Origin of the sequence: Streptomyces muensis, assembly GCF_021474425.1 — a bacterium.
In the GTDB taxonomy this organism is placed as follows: domain Bacteria; phylum Actinomycetota; class Actinomycetes; order Streptomycetales; family Streptomycetaceae; genus Streptomyces; species Streptomyces muensis.
On record NZ_JAKEIP010000020.1, the window covers coordinates 20182 to 36599 of the forward strand.

A 16418-nucleotide genomic window follows, 5' to 3' on the forward strand; every position below is an offset into this window, starting at 1 on the left:
ATCCCATGAGCGCCATCAGCGTCGGTCAGGCCATCGTCCTCGGAGCCGTCGAGGGCGTGACCGAGTTCCTGCCCGTGTCCTCGACCGGCCATCTGAAGATCGCCGAGGGGCTCATGGGCATCCCCGTCGACGACGACGCGGTCGTCGGGTTCTCGGCCGTCATCCAGGTCGGCGCGATCACCGCCGTGCTCGTGTACTTCTTCAAGGACATCGTGCGGATCGTCTCCGCGTGGCTGCGCGGGCTGCGGGACAAGGAGGAGCGCTACCACCACGACTACAAGTTCGCCTGGTGGGTGATCTACGCGACGATCCCGATCATCGCGGTCGGCCTGGCCGCCAAGCCGCTCATCAAGGGGCCGCTCGCCTCGCTGTGGGTCGTCGCGGGTTCGCTGATCGTCGGCAGCGGGGTGATGTGGGCGGCGGACCAGATGGGACGGCACAAGCGCGGGGAGGACGACACCTCCTTCAAGGACGCGATGCTCGTCGGCAGCTCCCAGATCCTCGCCCTGCTGTTCCCGGGCTTCTCGCGCTCCGGCGCCACGATGTCCACGGCGCTGATGCTCGACCTCGACCGGGTCGCCGCCACCCGGCTGTCCTTCTTCCTCGGCATCCCGGCCCTCACCGGCGCCGGCATCTACGAGCTGAAGGACGCCCTCGGCACGACCGGCACCGGCGCGCTGCCGCTGGCCGTCGGCACCGCCGTCTCCTTCGTCGTCGCCTACGCCTCCATCGCCTGGCTGCTGAAGTTCGTCGCCAAGCACTCGTTCAACGCGTTCGTGATCTACCGGATCGTGGTCGGGGTGCTGCTGTTCGGGCTGTTGGGCGCGGGCGTGATCAACAGTTGACACGGATCCGGCGTGAAGCCGACTTTCAGGCCCCACACCCGGTGAATCTTTTCTTTCGGCTCCCTTGACACCACCCACGGCCCACCCGGAGTATCACTCCTGTGAACCTGTCAGACAGCCGGACAGCCGGACAGCCCCCGCGACGCATCAGCGCCATGGAAGCCGTCCTGGCACACCTCCGTAGCGCCATCGAGCGCGGCGAGTACGCCATCGGCGACAAGCTGCCCTCCGAGGCGGAGCTCTGCCGCACCCTGGAGATCAGCCGACCCGTCCTGCGCGAGGCCCTCAGGGCCCTGCAGACCATGGGTCTGACCGTCTCCAAGACCGGCAAGGGCACCTTCGTCGTCGCGAACGCCGTCGAGGACCCCACCTTCGGCGACTACGCGGCCAGCGATCTGCTGGAGGTGCGCCGGCACGTCGAGATCCCGGTCGCCGGGTACGCGGCCCTGCGCCGCACCCCGGAGAACCTCGACCACCTGGCCCATCTGCTCGACCGGATGGAACGGGAGACGGACACCACCGCGTGGGTCGCGATGGACACCCTCTTCCACCTGGCCGTGGCCGAGGCCGCCCAGAACCCGGTGTTCCGCCGGGTCATCGAGGAGATCCGCGACGCACTGGCGCGTCAGTCGGCCTTCCTCAACGAGCTGGGCGGCCGCCGCGAGCAGTCCAACCGCGAGCACCGGGCCATCGTCGAGGCGCTGATCGACGGTTCCGAACTCGACGCGACCGACGCCATGGCCCACCACCTGGACCGCGTCGAGACCACCCTCACCGACATCGTGCGCCCCGCGCGCACGGACAGCACCACGGAAGGCGGACCCGAGGCGTGAGCGAGCAGCACCTCAAAGAAGAGACGCGCCCCCAGTCCGGTCACGTAGACGCCGGAGACCTCGGCTACAGCAAGTCGCTGAAGTCCCGGCACGTCAACATGATCGCCATCGGCGGAGCCATCGGCACCGGCCTGTTCCTCGGTGCCGGAGGCCGTCTCGCCGACGCCGGCCCGTCCCTGTTCATCGCCTACGCGGTCTGCGGAATCTTCGCCTTCCTCGTCGTGCGCGCCCTCGGCGAACTCGTCCTGTACCGCCCGTCCTCCGGCGCCTTCGTGTCGTACGCCCGGGAGTTCATGGGCGAGAAGGGCGCGTACACCGCGGGCTGGATGTACTTCCTCAACTGGGCCACCACCGGCATCGCCGACATCACCGCGGTGGCCACGTACACCCACTACTGGGGCATGTTCTCCGACATCCCGCAGTGGGTGATCGCGCTGATAGCCCTGGCCGTCGTCCTCACCGTGAACCTGATCTCGGTGAAGATCTTCGGCGAACTGGAGTTCTGGTTCGCCATCGTCAAGGTCGGCGCGCTCGTCGTCTTCATGTGCATCGGCATCTTCCTGCTGGTCACCCAGCACCCCGTCGACGGCACGACCCCCGGCCCGTCCCTGATCACCGACCACGGCGGTGTCTTCCCCAACGGCCTGCTGCCCATGCTGCTGATCATCCAGGGCGTCGTCTTCGCCTACGCCTCCGTCGAGCTGGTCGGCGTCGCCGCCGGCGAGACCGAGAACCCCGAGAAGATCATGCCGAAGGCGATCAACTCGATCATGTGGCGCGTCGGCCTGTTCTACGTCGGCTCCGTCGTCCTTCTCTCGATGCTGCTGCCCTGGTCCTCGTACAAGGCAGGCGAGAGCCCCTTCGTCACCGTGCTCTCCAACATCGGCATCCCGGCGGCAGGCGGCGTCATGAACCTGGTCGTGATGACGGCGGCCATGTCCTCGCTCAACTCCGGCCTGTACTCCACCGGCCGCATCCTGCGCTCCATGGCGATGTCCGGCTCCGCCCCGAAGTTCACCTCGGTGATGAGCCGCAGCCAGGTCCCGTACGGCGGCATCCTGCTCACCAGCGGTATCTGTGTCCTCGGCGTCGGCCTCAACTTCGTCGTCCCCGCCGACGCGTTCGAGATCGTGCTGAACTTCGCGGCGATCGGCATCCTCGCCACCTGGGGCATGATCATGATCTGTCACCTGCTCTTCTGGCAGAAGACCCAGAAGGGTGAGCTCACCCGCCCCGGCTACCGACTGCCGGGCTCCCCCTGGACCGAACTCGTGACGCTGGCCTTCCTCGCCTCCGTCCTGGTCCTCATGTACGCCGACGGAGGCGCCGGCCGCACCACCGTGCTGTGCCTGCCGCTGATCGTCCTGGCGCTGGTCGCGGGCTGGTTCGGCATCCGCCGCCGTGTCGCGCGCACCGCAAGCAAGGCCGACGCGTGAGACCCGTGTCGGTCGACGACCCCTCATCGACCCACGACAACCAGGCAGTGATGTACAGCAGTTCCACAGCGGACGCACCCCTTGTCCGCGAACCTCTCCACGCCCCCGTCGCCCACCTCATACGCGGCGGAATGATCGAAGGCATCCACTACGGCTCCGTCGTCGTCCTCGGCACCGACGGCGAGGTCCAGTTCCAGCTCGGTGACATCGAGGCCGCCTTCTACCCGCGCTCCGCGCTCAAGCCCGTCCAGGCCGTCGCCATGGCACGGGCCGGGCTCCCGCTCGACGGCGAGCTGCTCTCGCTCACTGCTGCCAGCCACTCCGGCGAGGAACGTCACCTCGCCGGAACCCGGCGCATCCTCGAACTCGCCGGACTCACCGAGGACCGGCTGCGCAACGTCCCGGACATGCCGTTCGACCCGGTCGTCCGGGACACCTGGATCCGGGAGGGCCGCGCGCCCTCCCGGCTCGCCCAGAACTGCTCCGGCAAGCACGCCGCCATGTTGTACACCTGCGCCCTGAACGGCTGGTCCCTGGACGACTACCTCGATCCCGGGCACCCGCTCCAGCAGGCCATCGCGGAGATCGTCGAGGACCTGACCGGTCAGCGGATCGCGCAGGTGACCGTCGACGGGTGCGGGGCGCCGTTGTTCTCCGTCTCGCTGCACGGGCTCGCCCGGGCCGCCGCCCGGATCACGGCCGCGGTGCCGGGTACGCCGGAGGCGCGGGTCGCGGACGCGATGCGGTCTCATGCCGAGATGGCCTCCGGGTCCGGGCGGGACGTGGCCGCGTTGATGCGGGCCGTGCCGGGGCTGCTCGCCAAGGACGGGTTCGAGGGAGTGCAGGTCGCCGCGCTGCCGGACGGGCGGGCCGTCGCCGTGAAGATCGCCGACGGGGCCAATCGGGCGCGGGTGCCGGTGGCTGCCGCCGCGCTCGCCTGGGCCGGGGTTGATCCTGGGTTGCTCACCGAGTTCCAGGGTGAGGCGTTGCTCGGGGGCGGCCAGGAGGTCGGGCGTGTGCGGCCCGTTCGGTCGCTGGAGCCGGTTGTTGTTTCGGCGTGCGCCTAAGGATGTGCCGGAATTCTTGTACGGCGGCTGCGGGTTGTTTGTGGCTTGTCGCGCAGTTCCCCGCGCCCCTTTCAGGGGCGCTCACCTCACCATCGTAGAAAGAAGAACCGTTCCCTCATGAACGTCGTCACCCGTAGCGAGCACGATCTGCTGGGCGATCGGGACGTCCCCGGCGATGCCTACTGGGGTGTTCACACCCTGCGGGCCACGGAGAACTTCCCGATCACTGGGACGCCGATCTCCGCTTACCCGCACCTGATCGACGCCCTGGCCGCCGTGAAGGAGGCCGCCGCTCTCGCCAACGAGGAGCTCGGGCTGCTGGAGGCGAAGAAGGCCGGTGCGATCGTCGCCGCCTGCCGGGAGATCCGGTCCGGGAAGCTGCACGACCAGTTCGTGGTCGACGTCATCCAGGGCGGCGCGGGCACCTCGACCAACATGAACGCCAACGAGGTCGTCGCCAACCGGGCGCTGGAGCTGCTGGGCCACGCCAAGGGCCAGTACGAGTACCTGCACCCCAACGAGGACGTCAACCTCGGTCAGTCGACGAACGACGTCTACCCGACCGCCGTCAAGATCGCGACGGTGTTCGCGGTGCGCGGGCTGCTCAAGGGGATGTCCGTGCTTCAGGACTCCTTCGCCCGCAAGGCTGTCGAGTTCCGTGACGTGCTCAAGATGGGCCGTACACAGTTGCAGGACGCGGTGCCGATGACGCTGGGGCAGGAGTTCTCGGCGTACGCGGTCATGATGGACGAGGACCGGTCACGTCTTGCCGAGGCGGTCGAGTTGATCCATGAGATCAACCTGGGCGCCACGGCCATCGGGACCGGCCTCAACGCCCCCGCCGGATACGCCGAGTCGGCCCGCCGGCACCTCGCCGAGATCACCGGGCTCCAGCTGGTCACCGCGGCCAACTTGGTCGAGGCGACCCAGGACTGCGGGGCGTTCGTGCAGATGTCGGGCGTGCTCAAGCGGATCGCCGTGAAGCTGTCCAAGAGCTGCAACGACCTGCGCCTGCTGTCCTCGGGGCCGCGTGCGGGCCTCGGTGAGATCAACCTGCCGCCGGTGCAGGCCGGTTCGTCGATCATGCCGGGCAAGGTCAACCCGGTGATCCCCGAGGTCGTCAACCAGGTCGCCTTCGAGGTGATCGGCAACGACGTGGCCATCACCATGGCCGCCGAGGCCGGACAGCTCCAGCTCAACGCCTTCGAGCCGATCATCCTGCACTCCCTGTCGGAGTCGATCACCCACCTCCGCGCTGCCTGCCTCACCCTCGCGGAGCGGTGCGTGGACGGCATCACCGCCAACACCGAGGCGCTGCGCCGGACCGTGGAGAACTCCATCGGCCTGGTCACCGCCCTGAACCCGCACATCGGGTACACGGCGGCCACCGACATCGCCAAGGAGGCCCTCGTCACCGGCCGAGGCGTGGCCGAACTCGTCCTGGAGAAGGGCCTGTTGCCCGCCGAGACCCTGGCCGACCTGCTCCGTCCGGAAGTCCTCGCGGGCAGCCGCCAGGCCCTGGCCTGACCAGCAGGAACCCCTACCTCGGGATGCGCGCCGGGACCGGCCGGAAGGCACAATGGTGATCATGGCAGCGTCGACGTCGTCACTGACCTTCCAGCCGGTCCTGGAGCGCATCGCGGAGGAGATCGGGCGGACCCCCGGCCGCGGCCGCCCCGCCGACTACATCCCGGCGCTCGCGGCCTGCGACCCGCGTAGCTTCGGCATGGCCGTCGCGGAACTCGACGGCACGGTGTACGGCGTGGGGGACTGGCGCGAGCCGTTCTCCACGCAGTCCATCACCAAGGTGTTCACCCTCGCGCTCGACCTGGCCCGCGAGGGCGACGAACTCTGGGAGCACGTGGGCCGCGAGCCCTCCGGCAACCCCTTCAACTCCCTGATCCAGCTGGAGTACGAGAACGGCATCCCCCGCAACCCGTTCATCAACGCGGGCGCCCTCGTCGTCACCGACCGCCTCCAGACCCGTACCGGAGACGCTGCAGGTGGGCTGCGGGACTTCCTCCGCGCCGAGAGCGGCAACCCGACCCTGGACTTCGACCAGGACGTCGCCGCCTCCGAGTCCACACACGGCGACCGCAACGCCGCCCTCGCCCATTTCATGGCGTCCTACGGCAACATCGACAACCCGGTGCCGGACCTGCTCGACCAGTACTTCCGGCAGTGCTCGATCAAGGCGTCCTGCGCCGACCTCGCCCTCGCCACCACCTTCCTCGCCCGCCACGGCGTCCGCGCCGACGGCACCCGCCTCCTCACCCGCAGCCAGGCCAAACAGGTCAACGCGGTCATGCTGACCTGCGGAACGTACGACGCGGCGGGCGACTTCGCCTACCGGGTGGGCCTGCCCGGCAAGAGCGGCGTCGGAGGCGGCATCATCGCGGTCGTACCGGGCCGCTGCACGCTGTGCGTCTGGAGCCCCGGGCTGGATGAACGCGGCAACTCGGTGGCGGGAGTGGCAGCCCTGGACAGATTCACCACGCTGACGGGCTTGTCGGTGTTCTAGAGAGGACTCTTTCACGCGGGCTGCGGCCACGCCCTTCAGGGCGGGGAACTGCGCGACAAGCCCCCACCGGCCCGCACCCTGCGAACCGCCGCACCAGGCAGACGCTCCCCACCAACCACAACCCCCGGCAGACGATCACGCGCCGGACACACCACGTCCTCCCCCCGGAGAGAACCGCGTCAACTCGCGGTCACCCCACGTTGACACCCTGCCCGAGTGTTGGCCATGGCTTTCCCCCTCGATCTCCGCCGCTGCCAGATCCTAGGTCTGGCCGGCACCGCCTTCCTCGCCCTGGGCGGTGAGACGGCCGGCGCCCTGCCCGTCCGGGAACTCCTGGCCCCGAGCTCGGTGCACGCCGCCCTGGGCCTGGTCGGCGTGTACTTCGGCGTCGTCCTGCTGATAGTGGCGTGGCTGCTCCTCGGCAGCCTGGTGCGCGGCGCCGACCCACCCACCCCGCGCGCCCTGCTGCTGGTGCTCGCCGTGTGGGCCACCCCGCTGCTGATCGCGCCGCCGCTGTTCAGCCGGGACGTCTACAGCTATCTGGCGCAAGGCGCCATGGTCGACGCGCACATCGACGTGTACGCGTACGGTCCGGCCCACCTCGGCGGCCCGCTCGCGGACGAGGTCGCCCCGCTGTGGCGGCACACGGGTGCCCCGTACGGCCCGGTGTTCCTCGGCGTCGCCTCCGCCCTGTCCGGACTGACCCGCGGTGAACTCCCCGCCGGGCTCCTCGGCATGCGTCTCATAGCCCTCCTCGGGGTGGCGCTGATGGCGGCGGCGCTGCCGCGTCTCGCCCGGCACAGCGGCGCCGACCCGGCCGCCGCGCTGTGGCTGGGCGCCCTGAACCCGCTCGTGCTGCTGCACCTGGTCGCCGGCGCCCACAACGACGCCATCATGCTCGGCCTGCTCGGCGCCGGTCTGGTCGCCGCGCTCGGCCGATGGCCGGTCCTGGGCGCCGTACTCGTCACGCTCGCCGCCCTGGTCAAGGCGCCCGCCGCGTTGGGCCTCGCCGCGGTCGTCCTGCTCCAGATGCGCTCCGGCCACCACCCGGCGAAGGCCGTCCTGAGCACGGCCGCCGCGTCCGCCGCCACCACGGTCGCCGCCACGGCCGTCGCGGGCACCGGATACGGCTGGATAGGCGCCCTCGACACCCCGGTCTCCCCGCAGAACTGGGCGCTCACCAGCCTCCTCGGCCGAGCCACCGCCTCCCTGCTGACCGAGGTCGGCAGCGATCTGGCGCCGCTGGCCGTCCCGGCCTGGCACGTCTTCGGCCTCGTACTCACGGCGGTCCTGGTGCTCCTGATTTGGTGGCGCTGGCGTCCGCGCCCCGTGTACGCGCTCGGTCTGAGCCTGGCGGCCGTGGCCGCGTTCGGACCCGCCATCCGCCCCTGGTACGCCCTGTGGGGCCTGTTCCTCATCGCCGCCGCCGCGCCCAGTACGTCGGTACGGCACCGGGTGGCGGCCGTGACGGGTGTGCTCGCGCTGGCCGTGCTGCCCAGCGGCGGCGCGGCGGACGCCGGGCAACTGGTGCTGGCCGTCTCCGGGGGCGTACTCGCCGTGGTCGTCCTGTGGCAGGCGCATCTCGCGGCGCAGGCCCCGGCGTTGGAGCGCACCGCATGAGACTTCCCCGCACCGACCGCGGCCGGCTCGCCCTGGTCCTGGTCCTCGCCGCCGCCGTGACCGTCTTCACCGCGACCGTGCCGCTGCTGCGCGACTGGTTCGACCTGCGCGTCTACTACGGCACCGTCGACAGCTGGATCCACCACGGCGGCCGTATCTACGACTACCGCGTGCCCGGCACCACGTACGGCTTCACCTACCCGCCGTTCGCCGCCGTCGTCATGCTGCCCATGGCGCTGGTCGGTCTGCACGTCGCCATCGCGGTGGCGCTGCTGCTCAACCTGGCGGCCCTGGCCTTCGCCCTGCGGGTGCTCGCGGGGCAGGACCTGCGGCGGTACGGCTGGTACGGCTGTGCGTTGGCGGTGTGCGGGCTTGCCCTGTTCGAACCGCTGCGGGACACCTTCAGCTTCGGCCAGGTGAACATCCTGCTGCTGGCCCTCGTGCTGCTCGACTGCCGGCTGCTGGCGACCGGCCGGGAGCGCTGGGCGGGCGTGGGCATCGGGCTGGCGGCGGCGATCAAGCTGACGCCGGCCGCGTTCATCGGTCTGCTGCTGGTGGCCGGACGTCGGCGGGCGGCGGCCGTGGCCACCGCCGTCGCCGCCGTCGCCACGGCCCTGGCGGCCTTGGTGGCACCGGACGCGTCCCGCTTCTACTGGACGCACGCGATGTGGGACACCACCCGCGTGGGCCGTCTCGACTATGTCTCCAACCAGTCGTTGCAGGGCGTCCTGGCCCGCCTTGACGTGTCGAGCCGCGCGGTCTGGGCCGTGGTGGTCCTGCTGGTGCTGGGCGTCTGGGTGGCGCGCACGCGCCGGGCGGTCGGGGCGGGGGACTGGACCGCGGCGTTCGCCCTGACCGGGCTGACCGCCTGCCTGGTCAGTCCGATCACCTGGGTCCACCACCTGGTCTGGCTGTTGCCGTCCTTCGCCGTCCTCGTCCGCGCGGGGTACCGGTGGACCGCCGGTGCGCTGTACGCCGTGCTGTGCACCAGCGTGGTGTGGCTGTGGTTCGACGACGCGTCCGGCGTCGACGGCTTCCTCGGCGGCAACACCTACGCCTGGATCACGCTCGGCCTGCTGCTGTGGCTGCCGGTCGCTCACCCCGGCGCCGACGGCTCGACCCTGCCCCGCGTCACCAGCGACACGGCACCCGCCCCCACTCCGGCGGCGCCCACGATCGCGAAGGCCTCCGGCCAGCCGGCCCTGCCCTCGGGCTCCACCGCGGCGACCACCGGCTGCGTCACCGGCCCGGGTCTCGGCTTGGCCCGCAAAGCGTCCAGCGACCCCACCGGCTCGACCCGCCCCGCCGCCCCGAACCCCCAGTCGAGCAGCTCGCCGGCCTCCTCGTAGACGGCGAAGCCGCCCGCCCTGGGGTTCATCACCGTGACGACGAGCGTGCGCTCACCCCGGCGGGCGGCGGCGACGAGCGTGTTGCCCGCATGGCTGGTGTAGCCGTTCTTGATGCCGATCAGGCCCGGATACCGGTCCACGCCGTCCGCGCCGGTCAGCAGCCGGTTGGTGTTCCGGATCTCGTACGACCAGCCGCCCCGGCCCGGAAACCTGGCCGCCGCCATGCCGCAGTACCGCGCGAACTCCGCGTTGCGCAGCCCCGCCCGGCCGAACACCGCCAGGTCGTACGCGGACGACACCTGACCAGGCGTGTCATAGCCGTCCGGCGACACCACGCGCGTGTCGAGCGCGCCCAGCGCACGGGCCTTGGTCTGCATACGGGCGGCCGTCTCGCGCCAGCCGCCGTTCAGCGCGGCCAGCACACGCACGGCGTCGTTCCCGGAGCTCAGGAACACACCGCGCCACAGATCGGCGACCCGGTAGGTGTGTCCCTCGGCGACCCCGACCAGACTGCTGCCGGGCCCGATGCCGGCGAGCTCCTCCTCGCGCACCGTGTGCCGGATGCCACCGGGCAGGGTCGGCAGCACGGTGAGGGCGAACAGTGTCTTCAGCGTGCTGGCGGGCGGCAGTCTGCGGTGCGCGTTGTACGCGGCGAGCACCTCGCCGGAGTCGGCGTCGGCCACCAGCCACGACAGCGCGGAGAGACGTGGCACCCGGGGCGCCTCGGTACCGGGCCGCACGTGGGGGCCGGAGCGGTACAGCAGCGCGGGCTGCGGTGTCGTGGCCCGGTGCCCGCCGGGCGGATCGGCGTCGTGCCGGGTGCGAGCGACCGCGGTGGCCGGCGCGAGCGCCAGCAGGCCGGCCGCGCACAGCGCGCAGGCGGAGAGGAGAGCCCGGGTGGTAAATCCGATCTTCATACCGCCAACGTAGGAAGGGTCTCGTCGTACAGCGCGCTGCCCGGGCCGGTCGGGGTGCGCCTGCACCCGGACGGGCGATCCTTCCGGGGAGTGTCATTCGCCGGGCAGCGTGGGCTGGATCCGCCGGAGGAACGTGGCGTTGTCCGGCGTCTCGCGCATCCGCTCCAGCAGGGTCTCCAGGTTGGACTGGCCGTCGCGGGTCTGCAGCGCCCGGCGCAGGCCGCGTACCGCCGTCAACTCGCCCTGAGGCTGGAGGAGTTCCTCACGACGAGTGCCTGAGGGGTTGATGTCGACGGCGGGGAAGACGCGGCGCTGGGCGAGCTCCCGGCTCAGCCGCAGCTCCATGTTGCCGGTGCTCTTGAGCTCCTCGAAGTAGAAGTCGTCGGCCCGGGAACCGGTCTCCACCAGGGCCGTCGCGAGGATGGTCAGGGAACCGCCCTCCTCGGCGAGGCGCGCGGCGCCGAAGAACCGCTTCGGCCCGTGCAGCGCGGCCGCGTCGACGCCGCCGCTCAGGGTGCGGCCGCTGGACGCGGCGGCGTTGTTGTGGGCGCGGCACAGCCGGGTCAGGGAGTCGAGCAGGATGACGACGTCCTCGCCCGCCTCGACGAGCCGCTTGGCCCGTTCGATGACGAGCTCGGCGAGTGCGATGTGCTGCTTGGGTGCCCGGTCGAAGGTCGAGGCGTACACCTCGCCGCGCACCGAGCGCCGCATGTCGGTGACTTCCTCGGGGCGCTCGTCGAGGAGCACCACCATCAGCCGGCACTCCGGGTGGTTGCCGGTGACGGCCGCCGCGAGCTGCTGGAGCAGCACGGTCTTGCCGGTCTTGGGCGGGGCCACGATGAGCCCTCGCTGGCCCTTGCCGACGGGCGCGATCAGATCGGCGACCCGTCCGGTCAGGCCGGACCCCGGGTGTTCGAGACGGATCCGCTCACGCGGGTGAAGCGGCGTCAGTTCGCCGAAGGCACGGCGGCTTTCGCCGGGAGTGCGGCCGTTGACGCGGGCGACTTCGGTGAGGGCGCGCCGGTCGCCGTGCACGCCGTCGACGAGGTCGCCCTTGCGCAGGCCGTGGCGGCGGATCAGAGCGGGGGAGACGTGCGGGTCGGCGGGGGAGGGCAGCAGGTTCTCGGCGCGCAGGTGGCCCTTCCCGCTCGCGTCGATGTCGAGGACACCGGTGACGGCGCGGGCCGGGGGCTGCTGCCGGACCGGGGGGTGTTCGAGTGTGGTGGTCATGAGGTTCGGTCCTTTCACGGACGGAAGGCATGGGACATGCGCAGGGAAGGGAGGGGCCGCGGACTTCGGGAAGGCGGTCAGATCGCCTTCGGGCGGCGGGAGAACAGCACCTCGGATACGGCGGAACCACCGGTCACGAGGTGGTGAGGTGATGCCGGTACGACGACCGGCGAACTGAGGTGAGACAGCACCGGCGCCCACGACGGGGCGTACACATGTGCTGTCTGGACGGTACCACGGTGGTTCAGCGTGTGGCGAGCAGTCCGTACAGCAGGGGGATGCGCGGCTCGGGGAGCCGCCACCAACCGGAGGGCGTCCGCACCATCTGCGGCCAGCGCGGCCAGGGCAGCTCGTCGCTCTCCGTGAGGCGCCGGATGGTCAGTCCCGCCTGCACCAACGCGTTGACGACCTCGCCTATTCCGTGCATCCACTCATAGCTGTCCGTGGCGCCCTCGACGGCGGGGCCGTCGGTGTAGGTGTGCGTCGCGTCCCGGTGCACGGCGCCGTCGCCGCCCAGATAGTCGTGGCGCAGCAGCAGCTCGGGCCCCTCGCCCGGACCGGGCTTCGGGCCGAGGGAGTTGAGCAGCGGATGGAACTCGACGAGGTACAACCGTCCCCCGGGACGCAGGAGTCGGGCCACGACACCGGCCCAGCGGTCGAGGTCCGGCAGATAGCACAGCGCGCCCTTGCCCGTGTACACCACGTCGAACCGCCGTCGGCCCAGGGCTTCCACGGCGTCGTACACATTGGCCTGTACGTAGCTGACGTCGAGCCCCGCCTTGTCGGCGATCCCGTTGGCGGCGGCCACCGACGCCCCGGAGAAGTCCAGGCCGACCGCCCGCGCCCCGCGCTGTGCGAAGGCGATCGTCTCGGTGCCGAGGTGGCACTGGAGATGGAGCACATCGCGACCGGCCAGCTCACCGAGGTCGTCCCACTCGAAGGAGGCGAACCAGCGCGCGGGATCGAGATCCTGGTCGAGGCCGTAGAACCGGCTCCCCAGATGGACGGGCGTGCGGGCGTCCCAGTTCGCCTGGTTGGCCGACATCATCCGCGCGTGCTCGTCGGTGCTCATGAGGACATCCAACCGCGAACCCGGCACCCGCGGCGGCAGGAATTCAGGACACGGGCACCCGGGTGCCGAGGCCGTCACACCGAACGCGCCTGTGCCTCCTTGGCGATCTGCTCGAACTGCGCGCCCATCGCCTCGGCCAAGGCCTGCGCGCCGGACAGCGGACGGACCATGACCATGAAGTCGTCGATCAGCCCGTCCTCGTTCACCCGGAGGAAGTCGCAGCCGGTGATCTGCCGGTCGCCCACGCGCGCGGTGAAGACCAGCGCGTGGTCGCGGCCACCCGGGTCGTTGATCTCCCGCACATAGCGGAAGTCCTCGAAGACCCGGACCACCGCGCGCAGGATGGCCGCGGTGATCGCCTTGCCGGGGTACGGCTTGAAAACGGCCGGGCTGGTGAAGACGACGTCCTCGGCCAGCAGGGCCTCCACGGCGTCGAAGTCCCCTGCCTCGACCGCCTCGCGGAACGCGCGCATCGGATCACCTCATGGTCAATTAGTTGAGTAGGTGTCGATGAGAATAATCACCTGCTGTTACGGTGTCCACATGTCCCTCAAGTACGCCGTGCTCGCCGCACTCCTGGAGGGCGAGGCCTCGGGCTACGAGCTCTCCAAGGTCTTCGACGTGTCGTTCGCCAACTTCTGGCCCGCGACCCCGCAGCAGCTCTACCGCGAGCTGGAGCGCCTCGCGCAGGACGGCCTCGTCGAGGCCCGGTTCGTGCAGCAGGAACGCCGGCCGAACAAGCGGATGTTCACCCTCACCGAGGCCGGCCGGGAGGACCTGCGCGCCTTCGCCGCGGAACCGCCCCGGCGGCCCACCGCCGTCCGTGACGAACTCCTGATCAAGCTCCAGGCCATGGACGACCCCGAGACCACCCGGGCCCTGATCGAGGAGCGTGTGACCTGGGCGCGCGGCAAACTCGACCGCTACGCCCGCGTCCGCGACCGCCTCCTCGACGGACGCACCGAGGACGAGTTCCTGCGCGAGGCCGACCGCGTCGGACCGTATCTGACGCTGTTGCGCGGCATTTCCTTCGAGGAGGAGAACCTGCGCTGGTGCGAGCGGGTACTCGCCGTCCTGAAGCAACGCGTCGCCGCGGGGTGACCCGGATGTTCAGCCCCGAAGGTCCCTCCCTGCGCGAACTCGCCGTCCAGGCCCTGTCGTCCGTCGAGCGCGGATACGACCTGCTCGCCCCGAAGTTCGACCACACCCCGTTCCGTACGCCGGAGTCGGTACTCACCGCCGTCGCGTCCGCGCTCGGCCGGATCGGCCCGTACGACGACGGCCTCGACCTGTGCTGCGGGACGGGCGCGGGTGTGGAGGTGCTGGCCGAGGTGTGCCGGCGCAGTGTCACCGGGGTCGACTTCAGTGCCGGCATGCTCGATGTCGCCAGGAGTCAGGTGGAGGTCAAGGGCGCGTACGTCGGCTGGGTGCGTGCGGACGCCCGTGCCCTGCCGTTCACCTCCGCCTTCGACCTCGTGGTGAGCTTCGGGGCGTTCGGCCACTTCCTTCCCCGTGAGCTGCCGGGCCTGTTCGCCCAGGTCCACTCCGTGCTGCGGCCCGGCGGAACCTTCGCCTTCCCGGTCGTGGCCCCGCCCCGCCCCACGTCCCCCGCGTACTGGATGCTGCTGGGTTTCGACTCGGTGATGCGGGTGCGCAACGCCGTGTGGCGGCCGCCCTTCGTCATGTACTACCGGGCCTTCCGGCTCGGCGAGGTGCGTGCCGGGCTGGAACGGGCGGGCTTCCGGGTGGAGCTCGGTGCGCTGTCGGAGTTCGGCCGGCGTGCGGACGGGAGCCCGCGGGTGCGGATGGTGGTGGCGCGCCGCCCTGACTAGGCGGGTTGGAATTTCGGACTCCCAGCGGCCAGTGGGTTTGTTTTTCAAACTCGCGAGGTTATGGTGAGCCCGTGACAGCGACTACGACCGACACCGAGATCCGCGTCGACCCCAGATGGTGGTCCTGGGAGGGGGCGCACGGCGGGCATGTCGCCGCCCTCGCCCTGACCGCCGTACGCGACCGTTTCGCCGGCGGCGCCCATCCGGTCCGCACACTGACCACGCACTATCTGGCACCGGTCGACGACAGCCCGCTCCACTTCTCCGGCGCGGCGCCCGCGGTCGGCCGGCGCACGGCGAGCTGTGTCTTCACCGGCCACCAGAACGGCGTACCGGTCATCCATGGCTCGGCGCTGTTCGGCGCAGGGCGCCCGGGGCCGTCGTACGACGAGAGTCCGCTCCCGGGTGTGCCGGGACCCAGGGACTGCCGTCGCCTGGACCTCCCCGCCGGACTGTCGCCCTTCGCCCGGCAGTTGGAGATCCGTCCCGCCACCGACGACCTCCCGCTCGCGGGCGGCGACAAGGCCGAACTGACGGCCTGGGTCCGCTTCCTGGACGGCCGCGCCCTCGACGCCCCGGCGGCCGTCACCCTCACCGACGTCCTGCCGCCCGCCCTGTACGCCCGCTGGCGCACCCCGCGCCCGGTGCCCACCGCGGAACTCACCGTCCATCTCACCGACGCCTTCGACGACGGCACCCACGAGGGCTGGGCCCTCGTCCGGATCCGGACCGAGCGGGCGGGCGGCGGCTGGGCGGTCGACGACAGCGCGGTCTGGGCGGCGGACGGCCGGTTGCTGGCGCTGGCCCGGCAGGCGAGGGTCGTGCGCGCTCAGCCCGCCGCAGGCAGTGTGAACTCGTAGACCAGGGCGTCCTGTTGGGCGTCCATGACGAGGTCCGTGATCTCCAGGGGGCGGGCGTACTGATCGTGCACGCGCCGGGTGACCCGCACCGAAGGCGCGCCCGGCAGCCGGGTGATGGCGTCGCGATGGTGCAGCGTGAGGCCCGCCCGGCGCATCCAGTCGTAGGCGCGGCGCAGCTCGGCCGCCCCGGCGCCGTCGGCTCGGTCGCGGCAGCGGGCCAGCTCCGTCACCTCGGCGAGCGCCACGGCGGAGAAGGACGTCACGGCCGTACGCCGGCCGTGGCCGTCGGCGCCCGCGGACTCGTAGCGGTGTACCAGGGTCGGCCGGTGCGGGGCCAGCCCCAGGGCCTCGGCGTGCTCCGGCGGGGGAGTCTCCCAGGTGACCGTCGCCCGGTCCACCGCGCCCGGCGCCGTGGACCGGGCGCCGACCGGGAAGGTGAGTGTCGAGGGGGTCTCGACCGGCGGACCGGACAGGACGGCATGGCTGCCCCGCCGGTCGGTGGTGACCAGGCCGCTGTGGCGCAGCACCTCCAGCGCCTGCCGTACGGTCTCCCGGCTGACCCCGAAGTGCAGCGCCAACTGCCGTTCCGCCGGAAGCCGTTCACCGGGCGGGACGGTTCCGTCGCGCAGCTCGCCGAGCAGTTGGGTGGCGATCCTCCAGTACAGCGGCTGCGCTCCGGTGAGCGGGCGGTCGTGCGGGGTGGTGCGGACCATGCCGCGCCTCCTGTTGGTGACGTGTCGTAGTCGTGCGGGTTCGTTGCGCCACCAGATCCAAGCATTGGTCTAAACCAGAAGGGAAGGGCGGTCTGTCACTTCGGCCGAAACGACCCGCGTGAA

15 protein-coding genes and 1 pseudogene are annotated in these 16418 nt (G+C 71.1%); 11 read left to right on the forward strand and 5 right to left on the reverse strand.

Going from position 1 to position 16418, the window contains the following annotated elements:
- Positions 1–5 precede the first annotated feature (5 nt).
- The 8 genes from L0P92_RS08265 to L0P92_RS08300 all read left to right on the forward strand — a co-directional run bounded on the left by L0P92_RS08265 (position 6) and on the right by L0P92_RS08300 (position 9671).
- Positions 6–845, forward strand: a complete 840-nt coding sequence (locus L0P92_RS08265; RefSeq protein WP_234761850.1) for an undecaprenyl-diphosphate phosphatase — start codon at positions 6–8, stop codon at positions 843–845.
- A 155-nt stretch (positions 846–1000) separates the two neighbouring features.
- The gene (locus tag L0P92_RS08270; protein ID WP_234761851.1) at positions 1001–1678 is read left to right on the forward strand and encodes a FadR/GntR family transcriptional regulator; all 678 of its coding nucleotides are present in this window, start codon (positions 1001–1003) and stop codon (positions 1676–1678) included.
- A complete protein-coding gene (locus L0P92_RS08275; RefSeq protein ID WP_234761852.1) occupies positions 1675–3114 on the forward strand; it encodes an amino acid permease in 1440 nt (479 codons plus the stop codon). The genes L0P92_RS08270 and L0P92_RS08275 overlap by 4 nt, the downstream gene beginning before the upstream one ends.
- Positions 3115–3164: 50 nt before the next feature.
- Complete coding sequence (locus tag L0P92_RS08280; protein ID WP_234761891.1) at positions 3165–4181, forward strand: asparaginase; 1017 nt, start codon at positions 3165–3167, stop codon at positions 4179–4181.
- A 117-nt stretch (positions 4182–4298) separates the two neighbouring features.
- Positions 4299–5708, forward strand: a complete 1410-nt coding sequence (gene aspA / locus L0P92_RS08285) for an aspartate ammonia-lyase (protein WP_234761853.1) — start codon at positions 4299–4301, stop codon at positions 5706–5708.
- A gap of 52 nt (positions 5709–5760) precedes the next feature.
- Entirely contained in the window at positions 5761–6702 is a 942-nt protein-coding gene (locus L0P92_RS08290) for a glutaminase (protein ID WP_234761854.1), read from the forward strand.
- A gap of 225 nt (positions 6703–6927) precedes the next feature.
- Positions 6928–8322: a polyprenol phosphomannose-dependent alpha 1,6 mannosyltransferase MptB gene (gene mptB / locus L0P92_RS08295; RefSeq protein WP_234761855.1), complete on the forward strand. Its 1395-nt coding sequence runs from the start codon at positions 6928–6930 to the stop codon at positions 8320–8322.
- Positions 8319–9671, forward strand: coding sequence for a glycosyltransferase 87 family protein (locus L0P92_RS08300; protein ID WP_234761856.1), 1353 nt, complete (start codon positions 8319–8321; stop codon positions 9669–9671). Before mptB ends, L0P92_RS08300 begins: the two co-directional genes overlap by 4 nt.
- Positions 9672–9751: 80 nt before the next feature.
- Here the strand turns inward: L0P92_RS08300 and L0P92_RS08305 are convergent.
- The 4 genes and pseudogenes from L0P92_RS08305 to L0P92_RS08320 all read right to left on the reverse strand — a co-directional run.
- A pseudogene (locus tag L0P92_RS08305) lies at positions 9752–10588 on the reverse strand (D-alanyl-D-alanine carboxypeptidase family protein); the annotation flags it as partial.
- A 93-nt stretch (positions 10589–10681) separates the two neighbouring features.
- Positions 10682–11818: a transcription termination factor Rho gene (gene rho / locus L0P92_RS08310; RefSeq protein ID WP_234761857.1), complete on the reverse strand. Its 1137-nt coding sequence runs from the start codon at positions 11816–11818 to the stop codon at positions 10682–10684.
- 244 nt (positions 11819–12062) lie between these two features.
- Positions 12063–12890, reverse strand: coding sequence for a class I SAM-dependent methyltransferase (locus L0P92_RS08315; protein WP_234761858.1), 828 nt, complete (start codon positions 12888–12890; stop codon positions 12063–12065).
- Between the two features lie 74 nt (positions 12891–12964).
- Positions 12965–13363 carry a nuclear transport factor 2 family protein gene (locus L0P92_RS08320; RefSeq protein ID WP_234761859.1) on the reverse strand — a complete coding sequence of 133 codons (399 nt, stop codon included), beginning with the start codon at positions 13361–13363 and terminating at the stop codon, positions 12965–12967.
- A gap of 70 nt (positions 13364–13433) precedes the next feature.
- Here L0P92_RS08320 and L0P92_RS08325 point away from each other — a divergent pair, with 70 nt between their 5' ends.
- From L0P92_RS08325 to L0P92_RS08335, 3 genes are all read left to right on the forward strand, one after another.
- Positions 13434–13991 carry a PadR family transcriptional regulator gene (locus L0P92_RS08325; RefSeq protein WP_234761860.1) on the forward strand — a complete coding sequence of 186 codons (558 nt, stop codon included), beginning with the start codon at positions 13434–13436 and terminating at the stop codon, positions 13989–13991.
- A 5-nt stretch (positions 13992–13996) separates the two neighbouring features.
- Positions 13997–14722 (forward strand): class I SAM-dependent methyltransferase, encoded by a 726-nt coding sequence (locus L0P92_RS08330; RefSeq protein WP_234761861.1) that lies wholly within the window; start codon positions 13997–13999, stop codon positions 14720–14722.
- Between the two features lie 71 nt (positions 14723–14793).
- A complete protein-coding gene (locus L0P92_RS08335; protein ID WP_234761862.1) occupies positions 14794–15582 on the forward strand; it encodes an acyl-CoA thioesterase in 789 nt (262 codons plus the stop codon).
- Here L0P92_RS08335 and L0P92_RS08340 read toward each other — a convergent pair.
- Positions 15552–16295, reverse strand: a complete 744-nt coding sequence (locus tag L0P92_RS08340) for a GntR family transcriptional regulator (protein WP_234761863.1) — start codon at positions 16293–16295, stop codon at positions 15552–15554. The genes L0P92_RS08335 and L0P92_RS08340 overlap by 31 nt on opposite strands.
- Between the last annotated feature and the right edge of the window lie 123 nt (positions 16296–16418).

What these genes read in the sequence shown, in the direction of transcription:
- L0P92_RS08265 (WP_234761850.1), top strand. Translation starts at nt 6, where the DNA reads ATGAGCGCCATCAGCGTCGGTCAGGCCATCGTCCTCGGAGCCGTCGAG.
- L0P92_RS08270 (WP_234761851.1), top strand. Translation starts at nt 1,001, where the DNA reads ATGGAAGCCGTCCTGGCACACCTCCGTAGCGCCATCGAGCGCGGCGAG.
- L0P92_RS08280 (WP_234761891.1), top strand. Translation starts at nt 3,165, where the DNA reads ATGTACAGCAGTTCCACAGCGGACGCACCCCTTGTCCGCGAACCTCTC.
- aspA (WP_234761853.1), top strand. Translation starts at nt 4,299, where the DNA reads ATGAACGTCGTCACCCGTAGCGAGCACGATCTGCTGGGCGATCGGGAC.
- L0P92_RS08290 (WP_234761854.1), top strand. Translation starts at nt 5,761, where the DNA reads ATGGTGATCATGGCAGCGTCGACGTCGTCACTGACCTTCCAGCCGGTC.
- mptB (WP_234761855.1), top strand. Translation starts at nt 6,928, where the DNA reads ATGGCTTTCCCCCTCGATCTCCGCCGCTGCCAGATCCTAGGTCTGGCC.
- L0P92_RS08300 (WP_234761856.1), top strand. Translation starts at nt 8,319, where the DNA reads ATGAGACTTCCCCGCACCGACCGCGGCCGGCTCGCCCTGGTCCTGGTC.
- rho (WP_234761857.1), bottom strand. Translation starts at nt 11,818, where the DNA reads ATGACCACCACACTCGAACACCCCCCGGTCCGGCAGCAGCCCCCGGCC.
- L0P92_RS08315 (WP_234761858.1), bottom strand. Translation starts at nt 12,890, where the DNA reads ATGAGCACCGACGAGCACGCGCGGATGATGTCGGCCAACCAGGCGAAC.
- L0P92_RS08320 (WP_234761859.1), bottom strand. Translation starts at nt 13,363, where the DNA reads ATGCGCGCGTTCCGCGAGGCGGTCGAGGCAGGGGACTTCGACGCCGTG.
- L0P92_RS08325 (WP_234761860.1), top strand. Translation starts at nt 13,434, where the DNA reads ATGTCCCTCAAGTACGCCGTGCTCGCCGCACTCCTGGAGGGCGAGGCC.
- L0P92_RS08330 (WP_234761861.1), top strand. Translation starts at nt 13,997, where the DNA reads ATGTTCAGCCCCGAAGGTCCCTCCCTGCGCGAACTCGCCGTCCAGGCC.
- L0P92_RS08340 (WP_234761863.1), bottom strand. Translation starts at nt 16,295, where the DNA reads ATGGTCCGCACCACCCCGCACGACCGCCCGCTCACCGGAGCGCAGCCG.